The organism is Streptomyces sp. NPDC015139 (assembly GCF_043079785.1).
GTDB classification, from domain to species: domain Bacteria; phylum Actinomycetota; class Actinomycetes; order Streptomycetales; family Streptomycetaceae; genus Streptomyces; species Streptomyces albidocamelliae.
Genome location: NZ_JBIBUW010000001.1, coordinates 752,073 through 768,896, shown reverse-complemented (window position 1 = coordinate 768,896; position 16,824 = coordinate 752,073). Strand labels below are relative to the sequence as shown.

Below are 16,824 nucleotides of genomic sequence, written 5' to 3'. Positions count from 1 at the left end.
CCGCGCCGAGGATGCCGGGCCGGACGGCGGTCAGCCGTTCGGCGCAACCCGCGGCCGGGCCGGGCGCGGACGTGCAGGGCGTGGCGCTGACGGGCTTCGCGGCACCGGGAGTACCGTCACCCGCGATGACGGATTCGCCGCACATGTCAGAGATCGTGGAGATCACCGCCCGGTACACGGAGCCCGCTCCGCGCCCCGGCCGGACCCTCCTGCGCTGGGTGTCCACGGCCGACCACAAGGTGATCGGCCGTCTCTACATGGTCACGGCGTTCTGCTTCTTCCTGCTGGCCGGTCTGCTCGCGCTCGCCATGCGCACCGAACTGGCCGAACCCGGTATGCAGGTGCTGAGCAAGCAGGGCTACCTGGAGTTCGTCACGATCCACGGCACGATCATGATGCTGCTGTTCGCGACGCCCATGTTCGCCGGGTTCGCCAACGCCGTCATGCCGCTCCAGATCGGGGCCCCGGACCTGGCCTTTCCGCGGCTCAACGCGCTGTCGTACTGGATGTACCTCTTCGGCGGGCTGATGGTGGTGTCGGGCTTCCTGGTGCCGGGCGGGGCCGCGGCGTTCGGCTGGTTCGCCTACGCGCCGCTGAACAGCGCCTACTACTCCCCCGGCGCGGGCGGTGACCTGTGGACGATGGGGCTGGTCGTCTCGGGTGTGTCGACGACGCTGACCGCGGTGAACTTCATCGCGACGATCATGTGCCTGCGCGCGCCGGGCATGACGATGTTCCGGATGCCGATCTTCACCTGGAACGTGCTGTTCACCTCGATCCTGGTGCTGCCCGCCTTCCCGGTGCTGACGGCGGCGCTGCTGACCCTGGAGGCGGACCGGAAGTTCGGGGCGCACGTCTTCGACGCGGCGAACGGGGGCGCGCTGCTGTGGCAGCACCTGTTCTGGTTCTTCGGGCATCCCGAGGTCTACATCGTGGCGCTGCCGTTCTTCGGGATCGTCTCGGAGATCATCCCGGTCTTCTCCCGCAAGCCCCTGTTCGGCTATGTGCCGATGATCGGGGCGACGATCGCGATCACCATGCTCTCGGCGGTGGTGTGGGCGCACCACATGTTCGCGACCGGCGCGGTGCTGCTGCCCTTCTTCTCGATCATGTCGTTCCTGATCGCGGTGCCCACGGGCATCAAGTTCTTCGCGTGGATCGGCACGATGATGCACGGTTCGCTCTCGTTCGAGACGCCGATGCTGTGGTCGGCGGGCTTCCTGGTGTCGTTCCTGCTGGGCGGGCTGAGCGGGGTGCTGATCGCCTCGCCGCCGCTCGACTTCCATCTGACGGACTCGTACTTCATCGTGGCGCACCTGCACTACGTGCTGTTCGGCACCGTGGTGTTCGCGATGTTCGCCGGGTTCTACTTCTGGTGGCCGAAGTTCACCGGGAAGATGCTGGACGAGCGGCTCGGCAAGGTGCACTTCTGGCTGCTGTTCCCCGGGTTCCAGCTCACCTTCCTGGTGCAGCACTGGCTCGGTGAGCAGGGCATGCCGCGGCGGTACGCCGACTATCTGCCCGGGGACGGGTTCACGGCGCTCAACACGCTGTCCACGGCGGGTGCGTTCCTGCTGGGCGTCTCCACGCTGCCGTTCCTGTACAACGTCTGGCGCACCGCCGTCAGGGGCGAGAAGGTCGGCCTCGACGACCCCTGGGGCTGGGGGCGGGGCCTGGAGTGGGCGACGTCCAGTCCGCCTCCGCGGCACAACTTCGTCGCCCTGCCCCGTATCCGGTCGGAGTCCCCCGCGTTCGACCTGCACCATCCGGGGATCGACAGCCCGCCCGGGAAGAAGGCGACGCGATGAAGGCCGAGGCGGTGCTGTTCGGCGCCGTGGCGCTGTTCTTCGGGGGTTGTGCCGCCCTGTACGGGGTGTGGTCGGGGGATGCCACGGGCACGACCGCGCTGGTCGTCGCGTGCGGGATGGCGGCGCTCGTCGGCTTCTTCTGCCTGATCCAGTACCGGCGCCGGGGGCTGCGCCCGCAGGACCGCACCGACGCCGAAGTGGCGGACGCGGCCGGGCCGGTGGCGTTCTTCCCGGACGCGAGCGTGTGGCCGATCGTCACCGCGCTCGGCTTCGCGGTGACGGCCGGCGGGGTCGTCTACGGGCTGTGGCTGTTCCTCATCGGTCTGGGTGTTCTGGCGCGCGGGGTGTTCGGGCTGGTGTTCCAGTACGCGCGCCGGTGAGCGGCTTGCGGGGAGCGCCCGGCCGGAAGGACTCGACGGGTTCGTGGTCGCTCTCGTAGCCGCCGGTGACGCTCTGGCGGATGTCGCCGGTGGGCACTCCCTCGGCGAGCCGCTCGCGTTCGGCCGCGGTCAGGGCCCGGCACAGCCACCGGGTCACCAGGAACGAGAGGACCGGCGCCGCCACCAGGGCCACGCGCAGGATCCAGGTCAGGGCGTCGACGGAGACGCGGAAGACCTGGGCCATGATGTCGTTGGCGCCGGCCAGCAGCAGCACGCCGTAGAAGACGGTGCCGGCCACGCCGAGTCCGGTCCGCACGGGGCGCTCGCGCGGCCGGTCGCACAGGTGCTGCTCGTGACGCCACTCCCCGGTCAGGCGCTGCTCGACGAAGGGGTAGGCGTAGAGCACGGCGAACAGCAGGCCGGGCAGGACGACGGCCGGGAGCAGCACGTTCCACATGACGGTGTGCCCGGCGACGTTCGTCTCCCAGGGCGGTACCAGCCGCAGCGCCCCCTCCAGGAAGCCGACGTACCAGTCGGGCTGGGAGCCGGTGGAGACCTGGTCCGGGCGGTAGGGGCCGTAGGTCCACACCGGGTTGATCTGGGCGAGGCCGGACAGCAGCACCAGCACACCGAACACCGTCAGGGACAGGCCGGCCGAGGTGCCGGTGAACTGCGGGTAGAGGGGCTTGCCGAGGACGTTGCGGTTGGTGCGGCCCGGACCGCGCCACTGGGTGTGCTTGAGGTGGAAGACCAGGATCAGATGGGCCGTCACCAGGGCGATGAGGGCGCCGGGGAGCAGCAGGATGTGCAGCGGGTAGAGGCGGGTGATGATGTCGTGTCCCGGGTACTCGCCGCCGAAGGCGAAGAAGGCCAGGTAGGTGCCCACCACCGGGATCGACGTCATGATGCCCTGGGCGATGCGCAGTCCGGTGCCGGAGAGCAGGTCGTCGGGGAGCGAGTAGCCGGCGAAGCCCTCGGCGAGCGAGAGCATGAACAGGGTCACCCCGATCGCCCAGTTGAGTTCGCGGGGCCGGCGGAAGGCGCCGGTGAAGAAGATCCGCAGCAGGTGCAGGCCGATCGCGGCCACGAAGACGAGCGCGGCCCAGTGATGGGCCTGCCGCATCAGCAGGCCGCCGCGCACGTCGAAGCTGATGTGCAGGGTGGAGTCGAACGCGGCCGACATCGCCACGCCCTGCAGCGGCACGTAGGAGCCCGTGTAGACGACCTCGCGCATCTCCGGCTGGAAGAAGAAGGTCAGCCACACACCGGTCAGGATCAGCAACAGCAGGCTGTAGAGGGCGATCTCGCCGAGGAAGAAGGACCAGTGCTCGGGGAACGCCTTGCGCAGGAGTGTGCCGCCCTCCAGGACGGGCAGCCGTGCGTCCGCGGCGTCGGCCAGCCGCTCGGCGCGGCGGGCCGTCCGGCTCACGTGGTCTCCGTCGCCGCGGCCCGCTCCACCTCGGCCTCCACCTCGGCGCGGGGCCGGCCCGTCTCCCTGGCGTACTCGCTGACGGCGGTCTGCACGTCCCGGGCGAGGTCGCGCCAGGCGCGCAGGGCGGTCTCGTAGGTGCCCGACTGGGCGCCCGTCATCCGTCGCTCGGCCGGCGGGCCGTAGGCGTCCCGCAGATCCTCGACCGTGGTGTGGGCCGCGGCGGCCGCGCGCTGCTTCTGCACCAGTTCTTCGAAGGTGTGTGCCACATCAACCGACCCTAGGCACCGCTCGCCCGATGCGCCTCCCCAGCCTGCCTGAACGGTGCCCCGACGCACCCGAGTGGGTGTCAGTCGGGGGCGACGAGGTCCGCCCAGACCTGCTTGCCGCCGCTGACCGGGATCGTGCCCCACGCCGCCGAGACGGCCTCCACCAGCAGGATGCCCCGGCCGCCGGTGGCCTCCCAGCCGATGCTCGCGGGCTTCATGGGGCTGCGCGGCGAGGAGTCGGCGACGGCGAGCCGCAGCCGGTGGTTGACCAGGCTCATGTCGAGCCGGACCGGGCCGCCGGTGTGCACGAGGGCGTTGGTGACGAGCTCGGAGACCACGAGGAGGGCCGCGTCGAGGGTGTCCCGCTCGACGCCCCAGGTGCGCAGGGTGCGCCGGGTGAAGCGGCGTGCGTGGCGGACCGCCTCCGGTACCCGCCACACCGTCCAGCTCTCGCGCAGCGGCCGTACCGCCATGCCGTCGAAGCGCATCAGCAGCAGGGCCACGTCGTCGCCCCGGTGGGCGCCGGTGAGCAGGGCGTCGGCGACCTGCCCGAGGTGGGCGGGGTCCGCGGCGGCCAGCGCGCCGGCGAGCCGTTCCATGCCGACGTCGAGGTCCTCGTCGGCGGACTCCACCAGTCCGTCGGTGGTCAGCGCGAGCACCGTGCCCGGCTGGAGCCGGAGCGGGGTCATCGGGAACTCGGCCCGGCCGAGGACACCGAGCGGCGGGCCGCCCTCGGCCTCCACGATCGTGGTCGAGCCGTCCGGGTGGCGCAGCACGGGCTGGAGATGGCCGGCCCGTACGCACAGGGCGGTGCCCTGCTCCATGTCGACGTCCACGTAGGCGCAGGTGGCGAAGAGGTCGGTCTCCATGTCCATCAGCAGCCGGTTGGCGTGGGAGACGACGACGTCCGGGGGGTGGCCCTCCGCGGCGTAGGCGCGCAGCGCGGTGCGCATCTGGCCCATCAGGGTGGCGGCGCCCGCGTTGTGGCCCTGGACGTCGCCGATGACGAAGGCCACGTGGTTGTCGGCGAGGGGGATGACGTCGTACCAGTCGCCGCCGACCTCCAGGCCCGCGGTGGTGGGCAGGTAGCGGGCGACGGCGACCGCGCCGGGCAGCCGGGGCAGGCGGCGGGGCAGCAGGGTGCGCTGGAGCATGCCGACGAGTTCGTGCTCGGCGTCGAAGGCGTGGGCGCGCAGCAGGGCCTGGCCGGTCAGGCCGGCGCAGACGGTGAGCAGGGCGCGTTCGTCGGGGGCGAACTCGCGCGGGCGGTCCCAGCCGATCAGGCAGGCACCGGCCATGCGGCCGCCGGCGGGCAGCGGCAGCACCGCGAGGCCGCCGGGGCCGACGTCGGCGAGGGCGGGCTCCAGCGGGCTGCCGGCGGGCCAGATCCGGGCGCGCCCCTCGCGCAGCGCGGCCGACAGGGTGGGCATGGAGCGTACCGGGGCGTCGGGCCACTCGGTGCGCCACTCGCTGCGCCACACCTCGGGCCAGAACTCGGGTTCGGGCGGGTCGAGGACGGTGACCACGAGCCGGTCGTTCTCGAGTTCGGCGAGCGCGATCCGGTCGGCCTGCAGGGGCTTGCGCAGGGCCGCGACGACGGCGTTGCCGACGTCCTTGACGGTGCCGGCGGTGGCCAGGGCGGCGGCAAGGCGCTGCACCCGGGCCACGTCGGTGACGTCGGAGCGGAGCGTGGAGGCGTCGGCGAGGGTGCCGACGAGCCGGGCCGGGCGGCCCTTCTCGCCCGGCAGCAGCCGGCCGCGGAGCCGGAGCCACTTCGGCGGGCCGGAGGGCTGCAGGATGCGGAACTCCAGCTCGCGGTCGCCGATGGACATGTGGTCGGCCTCGACCACGGACATCAGGGCGGGCAGGTCCTCGGGGACGGTCTGCCCGAGCAGGGTCTCCACCCGGCCGTCGAAGCTGTCGCGGGCGATCCCGAAGAGGGCGAGGATCCCGTCGCCCACCTCCACCCGGCCGCTGTCCATGGCCAGGCTGAAGGTGTCCGGCGGCAGCTCACGGCCCTCTTCGGCGGCCTCCTGCGGGGCGGGTACGGCGATCGCCCGGGCGATCAGCTCCAGGCAGGCGCGGTCGTCGCTGCCGAACCCGCCGGGGTGCTCGCTGACGGCCAGCAGACAGCCGCAGCCGGCCGGGCCGAGCGGCACCGCGGCCAGCGAGAACTCCCCGGACGGGGTGCGCCGGGCCTCGGGGCCGCCGGCCAGTTCCGCCGGGCCCAGCCAGCGCGGACGTCCGGTGCGGTGGGCCTCGGCGACCGGGGAACCGCCCGCCGCCGGATAGCTGTCCCTGAGGCCGTACAGGGTGCGTGGCAGGCCCGCCGACTCGGCGAGGTACAGCTGGGTCGGGTCGTCGCCGGGCGTGTACACCCCGGCGAAGGACGCGGCGGCGAACACGAGGGCCTGTTCGAGGATGCGGCGGAGCCGCTCGGGGGAGACCGGCGACGCGGTGAGCGTGTCGAGGGCGGATTCGGCACGTTCCGTCCTCGTGCCGCTGATCGCAGCGCCGTCACTCACCACGTTCGCCATTACAGCGCGTGTGAGGCTCCCGCGCAGCCCCTGTGAAGAGTCCGGGTGCCCGACGGGCCCGCGCGCCGCCTGTTCCGGGGCCCTCGGGTCGAAAGCGGCCGAACACATCTTGACCCGTGAGTTCCGCACGCGGATGTCGTGACAGACGTGACTGTCCGCGACCGGGTGGCCGCTGAGAGTGTCTTCCCGTCACCGCACGGCACCGCACGAGGAGGGACGGGAGGCGCATGGACAAGCGCTACGAGGTGTACGCGCTCGCCGACGGACACTTCTACGACGCGCCCGACCGGCTCTCGGCCGCGGACGGTGAGCCCGCGCCGCTGTTCGCGACGGCGTGCCGCACCGTTCCGGAGGGCTGGCACGCGGCCCGCTCCGGCGACTGGCTGACGCTGACGCCGGTCGACGCGGACGGCGCCCCGCTCCCGTCGCCGGCCCAGGGCTGGAAGATCCACTCCTCGGCGACGGCGGCGAACGCGGAGCGCATCGCCGCGATCGTCTGGGACTACTGCGTGCCGCGCCGCATCCCGTTCAAGTTCGTGCCCGGCCCGCACCTGCTGCATCTGCGCAACGCCAAGTACGCGGGCCGCGACACCAGCGGCAAGTTCGTCACCGTCTACCCGGCCGACGAGGAGCAGTTGCAGCGCACCCTGCGGGAACTCGGCGCCCTGCTGGAGGGTTTCGAGGGGCCGTACATCCTCACCGACCTGCGCTGGCAGGACGGCCCGCTCTACGTCCGCTACGGCGCGTTCGCCCGCCGGTACGTGGTGGACGAGCGGGGCACGCTCGTCCCGGCGGTCGCCGACGCCACCGGACGGCTGGTCCCGGACCGGCGGGCGCCGTCCTTCCAGGTGCCGGAGTGGGTGAGCCTCCCGGAGTTCCTGCGGCCGCACCTCGACGCCCGCAACACCACCACGGTCGGCGACCTGCCGTACCGCATCGAGAAGGCACTGCACTTCTCCAACGGCGGCGGGGTGTACACCGGCACGGACACCCGGGACGGGCGCCGGGTGGTGCTGAAGGAGGCCCGGCCGCACGCGGGACTCGCCGCCGACGGCGCGGACGCCGTCGCCCGGCTGGAGCGGGAGCGGGCCGCGCTCCAACGGGCCGCCGGCACCGGCGTGGTACCCGAGGTGCGGGACTGGTTCACCCTGGGCGACCACCGGTTCCTGGTCATGGACTTCCTGGAGGGCCGCCCGCTCAACTCCTTCTTCGCCGAGCGGCATCCGCTGCTCACCTCCGACCCCGACCCGGCGAAGGTCGCCGCGTACACGGCGTGGGCGCTGCGTGTCCACGCCTCGGTGGAACGGGCGGTGGCGGCGATCCACGCGCGCGGGCTCGTCTTCAACGACCTGCACGTCTTCAACATCATGGTGGCGCCCGACGAGGAGACGGTGCACCTCATCGACTTCGAGGCCGCGGCCCCCGCCGAGGAGAACGCCCGGCAGACCGTCGCCCACCCGGGCTTCTTCGCGCCACCGGACCGGCGCGGCCCGGACGTCGACCGCTATGCCCTGGCCTGTCTGCGGCTGGCCCTGTTCCTGCCGGTGACCACGCTGTTCGTGGTGGACCGCGGCAAGGCCGCGCATCTCGCCGAGGTGATATCCGAGCAGTTCCCGGACGTCCCGCGGGCGTTCCTGGACGAGGCGGTCGCGGAGATCACCCGGGACACGGGCGGCGGGCGGAGCCGGCCGGCCGTGCCGGTGGTGCCCGGCGACTGGCCCTACAGCCGGGACTCGATGGTGAAGGCGATCCTCGCCTCCGCCACCCCGGAACGCGACGACCGCCTCTTCCCCGGCGACATCGCCCAGTTCTCCGACGGCGGCGGCCTCGGGCTCGCGCACGGCGCGGCCGGCGTGCTGTACGCGCTGGAGGAGTCCGGGGCCGGCCGCTACGACGAGGGCGAACGCTGGCTGCTCGACCACACCGCCCCGCCGCCGCCCGGCACCCCGCTCGGCCTGTACGACGGCCTCGCCGGCGTGGCCCTGGTCCTCGACCGGCTCGGCCACCGCGGCCGGGCGCTGGACCTGCTCGACGGCATCCTGCGGGAGAACTGGCGCAATCTGGCCTCCGATCTGCAGGGCGGGCTCGCGGGACTGGGGCTGGTCCTCGCCCGGCTCGCGGCCACCACCGGTGAGCCGGGCCTGCGGCAGCACGCCGCCGACGCCGCCGACATCCTCGTACGGCGCCTCGCCGAACCCGTCCCGGACACCCCGCGCCGCCGCGCCGGGCTGCTGCGCGGCGCGAGCGGGCCCGCGCTGTTCCTGATCCGGTGGTACGAGGAGACCGGTGAGACGCGGTTCCTCGACGCGGCCGCCGAGGCGCTGCGCCGGGATCTCGCGGTCTGTGTGGTGCAGGAGGCGGGCGGCGGCCTGGAGGTGGACGAGGGCTGGCGGACCCTGCCCTACCTCGGCGACGGCAGCGCCGGGATCGGACTGGTCCTCGACGACTGGCTCGTGTACGCGGACGACGAGCGGTTCCGGACCGCCCGGGCCGGCATCCTCACCGCGGCGACCTCACGCTTCTACGCCCAGCCCGGCCTCTTCCAGGGCCGCGCCGGGATGATCCTCCACCTGGCCCGCAGCTCCGCCCCGGGTGCCACCCGGGAACGGCTGGAGCAGCAGATCGCGGGCCTCGGCTGGTTCTCCATGGGCTACCAGGGCCAACTGGCCTTCCCCGGGCACCAGATGATGCGTCTCTCCATGGACCTGGCCACCGGTACGGCAGGCTGCCTGCTCGCGCTCGCCGCGGCACGCGACCCCGAGCGCAGCGCGCACCTGCCCTTCCTGCCGCCCCCCCGTGGCGGCCCCCGCACGCGGCTCCGCGCATTGACGGAGTCGTGATCCAACCCCCGTCCCCATAAAGGGAAAGGACATCACCATGGCACTTCTCGACCTGCAGATCCTCGAGTCCGACGAGCACACCCACACCGGCGCGAGCACCGCGAGCCTGCTGTCCTGTGTGTCCGCGGCGAGCGTACTGCTCTGCCTCTGACCGAGCAGGTGCGTTCACGGCTCCGGGCGGCCCTCCTCGCGGGGAGGGCCCCCCGGGGCCTTGCCGTTCCCGTGGGCGCCGGGACCCCGTCCGCCGTAGTCCGCTTCCGGCCGACGCCTCGGGCGCGCCGGCTTCCCCCGCCCACTCAGCCCCCGCTTCCGTCCGACCCGAGCGAGGCCGCAGCCGATGACCCTCCGTGCCGACGCCGCCGACGCCCCTCCGACTCCGAGTCCCGCGGCCGTCCGTGACCTGTCGCGTGCGGTGCTGCGGCACACCGGCGCCCGCTGCGCCGCGCTGTGCGCCGTGAGCACGGCGGCCACGGCGGCGGGCCTCCTGCTGCCCGCGCTGCTCGGCCACACCCTCGACCTGCTGCTGGCGCACGCCCCGGCGGCCCGCTGGGTCGGCGGGTGCGCCGCCCTCGTCCTGCTGACCGCGGTACTGGAAGGCTGCGCGGGCGTGCTCACCGGCACGGCCGACGCGCGGGCCACCGCCTGGCTGCGCCACCGCCTCACCGGGCACGTCCTGGCACTGGGGCCGCGCGCCACGGCCCGGTTCGGCTCCGGGGACCTGGTGGCGCGGCTGGTCGGCGGTGCGGCGCAGGCCGGGACGGCGCCGGGCGCGCTGGCCGCGCTCGCCGCCGCGCTCGCCGGTCCCGTCGGGGGGGTGATCGCCCTCGGCCTCATCGACCCGTGGCTGGCGGCCGTGTTCCTGGCCGGGGCCCCGGTACTGGCCCTGCTGCTGCGCGCCTTCGCCCGCGACACGTCGGCCTGCGCGGCCGACTACCAGCGGGTGCAGGGGCGGATCGCGTCCTCCCTCGCGGACGCGGTCGGCGGATTCCGCACGATCCGGGCCGCGGGCGCCGAGGACCGGGAGACGGCACGGATCCTCGCCCCGCTGCCCGAACTGTCCCGCGCCGGGCACCGTATGTGGCGGGTGCAGGGGCGGGCCGCCGCGCAGGCCGTCACCGTGGCGCCGCTGCTCACCCTGGGCGTGGTGGCGGTCGCCGGACTGCTGCTCGTCCGGCACCGCCTGACGGTGGGTGAGGTGCTGGCCGCCTCCCGGTACGCGGCGCTCGCCACCGGAGTCGGCGTCCTGGTCGGCCAGTTGGCGGCGCTCGGCCGGGCCCGGGCGGCGACGGCACGGCTCGCCGAGGTGACCGCCGAGGGCGCGCCCGCCCACGGCGCCCGCCGTCTGCCGTCCGGTCCCGGCCGGCTGGAACTGCGCGGGGTCACCGCCCACCGCGGCGCCCGGACCGTCCTCGACGGCGTCGACCTGGTCGTACCGGGCGGCACGACCCTGGCGGTCGTGGGCCGTTCCGGCACCGGCAAGTCCCTCCTCGCCGAGCTCGCCGGCCGGCTCGCCGACCCGGACGCGGGCGAGGTCCTCCTCGACGGCGTCCCGCTGCCCGAACTGTCCCACGCTCAGCTGCGGCAGGCGGTCGCCTACGCCTTCGAACGGCCCGCGCTGCTCGGCACCACGGTGGCGGACACCATCGCGTTCGGCCTCGCGGCCCCCTCCCCCGCCGGAGTCCGGGCCGCCGCCCGCAAGGCCCGCGCCGACGCCTTCGTCCGCCGGCTGCCCGCCGGCTACGCGACCCGTTGCGCCGACGCTCCCCACTCCGGCGGCGAGTCCCAACGCCTCGGCCTGGCCCGCGCCTTCGCCCACGGCGGTCGGCTCCTGGTCCTCGACGACGCCCTGTCCAGCCTCGACACGGTCACCGAGCACCAGATCACCCAGTCCCTCCTGGGCCCCGGCCCGACCCGCCTGCTGATCGCCCACCGCGCGACGACAGCGGCCCGCGCGGACAGGGTCGCCTGGCTGGACGGGGGCCGCGTACGAGCGATCGGCACGCACCATGAGCTGTGGGCCGACGCCGACTACCGCGCGGTGTTCGGCGAGGAGAACGGCACGAACCCCGAGGGCGCCCGCGCCGAAGGCCCGGGAGTCGGCCCGGACCCCGGGGGCAGCGCCGCCCACGCGGAAGACGCCGGAGTCGGCCCAGCCCCGGGAACCCCGGAGCCCGCCGTCGGGAACGCCGGGGCCGCAACGGGCAGCGGGGGTGGGGGTGCCCCGGACGACACCGTCGGGGACGGGACAGGTACCCGCGGTCAGGACGGTCCGGCCGAGAGCACGGGCACCGCGGCCGGCAACGCCGGGACCGGGGCCCGGTGACGGCGGCCGTGGGCGGGCGGGTGCGCCGGACGCTGCGGGTCCGGTGGCTCGTGCTGGTCCGGCTCGGTGCCTGGTCGGTGCTGGAGGCGGGCCAGACCTTCGTCGTCGGTCTCGCTCTCGCGCGGGCGCTGGACTCCGGCTTCCTGGCCGGGAACGCGCGGGCCGGTCTGCTGTGGCTGGGGGCCGCCGCCCTCGCCGTGGCCGTCGGGGCGTACGGGACCGGGCGGGTGTACGGCGCGGTCGCCGCGCTGGTCGAGCCGGTCCGGGACCGGCTCGTCACGGCCGTGGTCGGGCGGGGGGTCCGGGAGGCGGACACGGGGGCGCTGTCCGGGCTGACCCAGCAGGTGGAGATCGCCCGGGACGCCCTCGCCGGACTGGTGATGGTCTCCCGCTCGTTCCTGTTCACCTCCGCCGGCGCGCTGATCGGTCTGTTCTCCCTGGCCCCCCTGCTGCTCGCGGTCGTCCTGCCGCCGCTGCTGGCCGGTATGGCCCTGTTCGCGGTGACGCTCCGGCCGCTGGCCCGCCGTCAGGAGGCGTTCCTCGCCGCCGACGAGGCACTCGCCGGGGAGCTGGGCACGGTGTGCCCGGGACTGCGGGACGTCACGGCGGCCGGTGCCGAGGCGCGCGTCGCCACCGACACCGGGCGGCTGATCGACGCGGAGCTGCGGGCCGCAGGCGCGCTGGCCCGCTGGAGCGTGACCCGGGTGGCCGCCCTGGCCGTGGGCGGCCAGACGCCCGTGGTGCTGCTGCTCGCCACCGCGCCCTGGCTGCTCGGTCACGGTGTCACCCCGGGCGCGCTGGTCGGCGCGCTGGCCTACGTCACCCAGTCGCTGCTGCCCGCCCTGCACAACCTCGTCCACGGGCTGGGCACCGGCGGCGCCCGCCTGACGGTCGTCCTGCGCCGCCTGACCGCACCGGACGCCCCCGCGCGGGGACGCCCCTCCCGCTCCCGGACCGTGCGCCACCCGGCAGTACCCGCCCCCGCCGAGCGGACGCCCGGCACCGCGGCGGTGCCGGCCCGGCGCACACCGGAGCCGAAGCCGGGGAACCACCCGGCCGCACCGGGCACGGCGGACTCCCCCGCGCGGTCATGGCCCCACGACGCCCGGACGACCCCACGCGAACGCCGGCCGGCCGGCCTGGAGCCCGTGGGAAAGCCACCCGCGGCACCGCGTCCCGGCGCTCCCGCCCTCGACCTGGATTCCGTCACCTTCGCCTACGGCCCCGCGAGTGAGCCCGTGCTCGACGGGTTCGCTCTCACCGTGCCGGTGGGCGGGCACCTGGCCGTCGTCGGGCCGAGCGGGATCGGGAAGTCGACGCTCACGGGACTCGTCGCCGGGCTGCTGCGGCCGGTGCACGGCGGCATCCGCGTCCACGGGCACGCCGTACCGGGGCCGGAGGCGGCCGCGCTGCGGGTCCTCATCCCCCAGGAGGCGTACGTCCACGGCGGCACTCTGGCCGAGAACCTCACCCTCTTCCGCCCCGGCCCGGTGCCCGAGGCGGAGCTGCTGGCGGCCGCCGACGTCCTCGGCCTGACCCCGCTGCTGCGGACGCTGGGCGGCCCCGCCGGCCGGGTCGATCCGGCGGCGCTCTCGGCCGGTGAGCGGCAGTTGATCGCGCTGACCCGGGCCTATCTGGCCCCCGCCCCGCTGGCCCTGCTCGACGAGGCGACCTGCCATCTGGATCCGGCGGCGGAGGCGCGCGCCGAGCGGGCCTTCGCCGAGCGGCCGGGCGGCACGCTGGTGGTCGTCGCCCACCGGATCAGTTCGGCCCGCCGGGCCGACCGGATCCTGGTCATGGACGGCGCGCACACGGCCGCCGGCACGCACGAGGAGCTGCTGCGGACCTCGGCCCTGTACCGGGACCTGGCCGGTGGCTGGATCGCCCCGGCGCCGCTCGCCCGCTAGTCACACCCAGCCCTCACCACGCGATATCCGGATCGCGTCGACGCGGTTGCGCGCGCCGGTCTTGCGGGTGATGGACGCCATGTAGTTGCGGACCGTGCCGTGGGAGAGGTGCAGGCTCCCGGCGATCTCCGCGATGGACGCGCCGCCGGCCGCCAGGGACAGCACGCTCAGTTCACGTCTGGTCAGCGGCATCTGCGCGGCCTTGAGGAACCCGAAACCCAGCGAGGCATCGACGAAACGTTCCCGCGATGCGACGCTCCGTATGGCACGCACCAGCCGGTCGGGCGAGCCAGCCTTGTCGACGAAGCCGAGCGCCCCCGCCTCCGCAGCGCGTCTGAGCAGTCCCGGCCGGTGCGCGTGCGCCAGCACCACCAGCGCCGGCGGTCTCCCCCCGGCGCCGGGCGGGCACAGGTCGCCGAGCGGCGGCACCCCGTGGCCGTCGGCACAGTCCAGGTCCGCCGCGCACACGTCCGGACGTAACGACCGTAACCGCGAGGCGGCTCCGCGCCATGGCGTGTCGTCCACAGCGAGCCCGGGATCCCGTCGCAGCCACTCCGCGAGAACCGATCGCACCAGACTCGTGTCGTGCACCAGAAGCACCCGGATCACTGCTCCGCCCCCTCGGATGGTCGCCGTACCTGCGTTCGTCCGGCCGTCGTGGTTCGCTGCCGTCCGTCTTCCCGTCGTCCGCGCCCTCTTCCACGCCGTCTTCCGCGCCGTCTTTCACGCCGTCGACTTTCGGGCGCGGTGAGCGCGTGCCCATTCTTCGGCCGGATCATCCAGGGCGGGCGCGAAGATCCGGCCATCGGGGTGCGCGGGGGCGCACGGGGAGCGGGCGTGTGCCGCTTCGCGCATCGGCCGACCAGGCATGCGTCGGGGCGTTCGGGGTATGCGAACGCACCCGTCGTACGGGTCCGGGCCGTGATCACGGCGGCCGGCTCGCCGTGCGCGGGGCGCACCCGCGAGGGAGTCTTGATCCTTGGGTGCGACGCGCGGCCGTAGGAGGCGGCCGTAGGAGGAGGTGGTCGGCGTGTCCGACGGGCCGGGGCCGGGACGCGCGCCGGCGGCGGACGCGGCGTCGGTCGGGCGGCCGGTGCTGTCGCTCGCGCTGGCCTCGCTGGTCGAGGAGGTGCAGGCGCACTCGGGCGCGGTGTACCTGCTCAGGCCCGACGAACCGGTCCTGGAGATGGCGGTGACCGCGGGCATGCCCCGGGCGTTCGCGGCGCCGTGGGAGCGGGTGGGGCTGAGCGCGCCGATCCCGGTCGCCGACGCGGTGCGGCACCGGCGGCTGGTGTGGGTGGCCGGCGAGGACGAGATGGCCCGCCGCTATCCGCGGATCTCGGTGGTGCTGCCGTATCCCTTCGCGCTGGCCGCGCTTCCCCTGGCGACGGAGCGCGGGGTGTACGGCGCAGTGTTCGTGACCTGGCCCGGCGCTCATCCGCCGGAGCTGTCCGACCGGGAGCGCGAGAGTCTGTCGGCGGCCTGCGACCGGCTGGCGCTGCGGCTTCAGCGGGCCGCCGAGGAGAACCGGCCGGTCGGCCCCGAGGCCGATGTGATCGCGGCACCCGCGCCGGGCATCGCCGGCACGCTGGGCTCGCTCGAGGCGGTCCGGATGGTGTCCAGGCTGCCGTACGGGCTGGTCTCGCTCGACCTGCACGGCAGGATCGGCTTCGTCAACGCGGCGGCGGCCGAGATGCTCGGAAGACCGGCCGGGGAACTGCTCGGCAGCAAACCCTGGGTGTCGGTGCCCTGGCTCAACGACCCGATGTACGAGGACCGTTACCGGGCGGCCCTGATCAGCCAGCAGGTGATGTCGTTCGTGGCGCTGCGCCCGCCGGGCGAGTGGCTGTCGTTCCGCATGTATCCGAGCACGACCGGGCTGAGCGTGCGCATCAGCCGGGCGCGGGCGGTGGCTGAACTGGCGCGCAGGGCACCGGAGTCCGAGGCGCATCCGGCACGGCTGGTGACCATCTCCCAGGTGCTGAGCCTGGCCGGTGCGCTGACCGAGGCGGTGGGCGTGCAGGACGTGGTGCAGCTGGTCTGGGACGAGGTGGCCCCGGCCGTCGGCAGCCGGGCGCTGGTGATCCTCGGCTCGCAGGGCGGCCGGCTGCACGTGCTGGGGCATCGCGGGTACGCGAACGCGCACGTCGTGGAGCGGTTCGACGGGCTGCCGCTGAGCGAACGCACCCCGGGCACGCAGGCCCTGAACAGCGGGGTGCCCGCGTTCTTCGACACGAGGGAGCAGCTGGAACGGCTGTATCCCGGCCGGCACGAGACCCCGGACGGTTTCGCGGCCTGGGCGTACCTGCCGCTGATCGCGTCCGGCCGGCCGGTGGGCACCTGTGTCCTCGCCTACGCCGAACCGCACGCCTTCCCCGCCGACGAGCGGGCGGTCCTGACGTCCCTCGGCGGTCTGATCGCGCAGGCGCTGGAGCGGGCGCTGCTCTACGACGCCAAGACCCGGCTGGCGCACGGCCTCCAGCAGGCGCTGCTGCCGAGCACGCTGGCGTCCCTGCCCGGCATCGAGGCGGCGGCCCGCTATCTGCCGGCCACCCACGGCATGGAGATCGGCGGCGACTTCTACGACCTGGTGCCGACCCGGCCGCTGGCGGCGGCGGTGATCGGGGACGTACAGGGGCACAACGTGACCGCGGCGGGCCTGATGGGGCAGATCCGCACCGGGGTCCGCGCCTACACCACGGTGGGGCAGGCGCCGCACGAGGTGATGAGCAGCACCAACCGGCTGCTCATCGACCTGGGTTCGGAGCTGTTCGCCAGCTGTCTGTATCTGCGGCTCGATCCCGAGCGCGGACGGGCCGTCATGGCGCGTGCGGGGCATCCGCCGCCGCTGCTGCGGCGTCCCGACGGGCGGGTGCGGGTGCTGGACCTGGCCGGGGGCCCGCTGCTGGGGATCGACGCGGCGGCGGTCTACCCGACGACCGAGGTGTCCCTGGCGCCCGGCTCGGTCCTCGTCCTCTACACCGACGGCCTGGTGGAGTCCCCGGGCGTCGACATCGAGGACGCCCTGGTCGAGCTCGGCGCGCTGCTCTCGGAGATCGGTGACCAGCCGCTGGAGACTCTCGCGGACGAAATCCTCCGGCACAGCGCGGCGGCCCGGGAACGCCTGGACGACGTGGCGGTGCTGCTGCTGCGGGCCCGCGACGACGGCTGACACCTCCGTCACCGCGGGCGGTTCAGCATGGTCCGGACTCGTGTCCGTAACGCGCCGGCCGGGCCGCCTCGGACGTCGTGGTCCGGCCCTCCCGCCGGAGGGCCGGACCGGCCCCTGCCCGCCGGAACCGCGACGAGGTGGGCAGGGGGTCCGGGTGCG

The 16,824-nt window shown here is 74.4% G+C and carries 11 protein-coding genes; 7 read left to right on the top strand and 4 right to left on the bottom strand.

Features of this window, described 5'->3' with window-relative positions; all coding sequences use genetic code 11:
• Positions 1 to 143 precede the first annotated feature (143 nt).
• Positions 144 to 1,808, top strand: coding sequence for a cytochrome c oxidase subunit I (gene ctaD / locus ACF08B_RS03405; RefSeq protein ID WP_392315823.1), 1,665 nt, complete (start codon positions 144 to 146; stop codon positions 1,806 to 1,808).
• A complete protein-coding gene (locus tag ACF08B_RS03400) occupies positions 1,805 to 2,188 on the top strand; it encodes a cytochrome c oxidase subunit 4 (protein ID WP_392315822.1) in 384 nt (127 codons plus the stop codon). Before ctaD ends, ACF08B_RS03400 begins: the two co-directional genes overlap by 4 nt.
• Here the strand turns inward: ACF08B_RS03400 and ACF08B_RS03395 are convergent.
• The 3 genes from ACF08B_RS03395 to ACF08B_RS03385 all read right to left on the bottom strand — a co-directional run bounded on the left by ACF08B_RS03395 (position 2,124) and on the right by ACF08B_RS03385 (position 6,423).
• Complete coding sequence (locus ACF08B_RS03395; protein ID WP_392315821.1) at positions 2,124 to 3,617, bottom strand: cytochrome bc complex cytochrome b subunit; 1,494 nt, start codon at positions 3,615 to 3,617, stop codon at positions 2,124 to 2,126. The two genes, ACF08B_RS03400 and ACF08B_RS03395, sit on opposite strands and share 65 nt — an antisense overlap.
• A complete protein-coding gene (locus tag ACF08B_RS03390) occupies positions 3,614 to 3,886 on the bottom strand; it encodes a hypothetical protein (RefSeq protein ID WP_392315820.1) in 273 nt (90 codons plus the stop codon). The genes ACF08B_RS03395 and ACF08B_RS03390 overlap by 4 nt, the downstream gene beginning before the upstream one ends.
• 80 nt (positions 3,887 to 3,966) lie before the next feature.
• On the bottom strand, positions 3,967 to 6,423 hold the full coding sequence (locus ACF08B_RS03385; RefSeq protein WP_392315819.1) for a SpoIIE family protein phosphatase: 2,457 nt from the start codon (positions 6,421 to 6,423) through the stop codon (positions 3,967 to 3,969).
• A gap of 227 nt (positions 6,424 to 6,650) precedes the next feature.
• On the opposite strand from ACF08B_RS03385, the gene lanKC reads away from it, so the two are divergent.
• From lanKC to ACF08B_RS03365, 4 genes are all read left to right on the top strand, one after another.
• Entirely contained in the window at positions 6,651 to 9,263 is a 2,613-nt protein-coding gene (lanKC, locus tag ACF08B_RS03380; RefSeq protein WP_392315818.1) for a class III lanthionine synthetase LanKC, read from the top strand.
• 37 nt (positions 9,264 to 9,300) lie between these two features.
• Complete coding sequence (locus tag ACF08B_RS03375; RefSeq protein ID WP_073890943.1) at positions 9,301 to 9,414, top strand: SapB/AmfS family lanthipeptide; 114 nt, start codon at positions 9,301 to 9,303, stop codon at positions 9,412 to 9,414.
• Between the two features lie 186 nt (positions 9,415 to 9,600).
• Positions 9,601 to 11,586, top strand: a complete 1,986-nt coding sequence (locus ACF08B_RS03370; RefSeq protein ID WP_392315817.1) for an ABC transporter transmembrane domain-containing protein — start codon at positions 9,601 to 9,603, stop codon at positions 11,584 to 11,586.
• On the top strand, positions 11,583 to 13,493 hold the full coding sequence (locus tag ACF08B_RS03365; protein WP_392315816.1) for an ATP-binding cassette domain-containing protein: 1,911 nt from the start codon (positions 11,583 to 11,585) through the stop codon (positions 13,491 to 13,493). The genes ACF08B_RS03370 and ACF08B_RS03365 overlap by 4 nt, the downstream gene beginning before the upstream one ends.
• Here the strand turns inward: ACF08B_RS03365 and ACF08B_RS03360 are convergent, their stop codons facing one another.
• Entirely contained in the window at positions 13,494 to 14,102 is a 609-nt protein-coding gene (locus tag ACF08B_RS03360; protein WP_392315815.1) for a LuxR C-terminal-related transcriptional regulator, read from the bottom strand.
• Positions 14,103 to 14,514: 412 nt separating this feature from the next.
• Here ACF08B_RS03360 and ACF08B_RS03355 point away from each other — a divergent pair, with 412 nt between their 5' ends.
• Positions 14,515 to 16,665, top strand: a complete 2,151-nt coding sequence (locus ACF08B_RS03355; protein WP_392315814.1) for a SpoIIE family protein phosphatase — start codon at positions 14,515 to 14,517, stop codon at positions 16,663 to 16,665.
• Positions 16,666 to 16,824 lie beyond the last annotated feature (159 nt).

Excerpts from the sequence above, each read along its gene's own strand:
- ctaD (WP_392315823.1), top strand. The coding sequence starts at position 144 with ATGTCAGAGATCGTGGAGATCACCGCCCGGTACACGGAGCCCGCTCCG.
- ACF08B_RS03400 (WP_392315822.1), top strand. The coding sequence starts at position 1,805 with ATGAAGGCCGAGGCGGTGCTGTTCGGCGCCGTGGCGCTGTTCTTCGGG.
- ACF08B_RS03385 (WP_392315819.1), bottom strand. The coding sequence starts at position 6,423 with ATGGCGAACGTGGTGAGTGACGGCGCTGCGATCAGCGGCACGAGGACG.
- lanKC (WP_392315818.1), top strand. The coding sequence starts at position 6,651 with ATGGACAAGCGCTACGAGGTGTACGCGCTCGCCGACGGACACTTCTAC.
- ACF08B_RS03375 (WP_073890943.1), top strand. The coding sequence starts at position 9,301 with ATGGCACTTCTCGACCTGCAGATCCTCGAGTCCGACGAGCACACCCAC.
- ACF08B_RS03370 (WP_392315817.1), top strand. The coding sequence starts at position 9,601 with ATGACCCTCCGTGCCGACGCCGCCGACGCCCCTCCGACTCCGAGTCCC.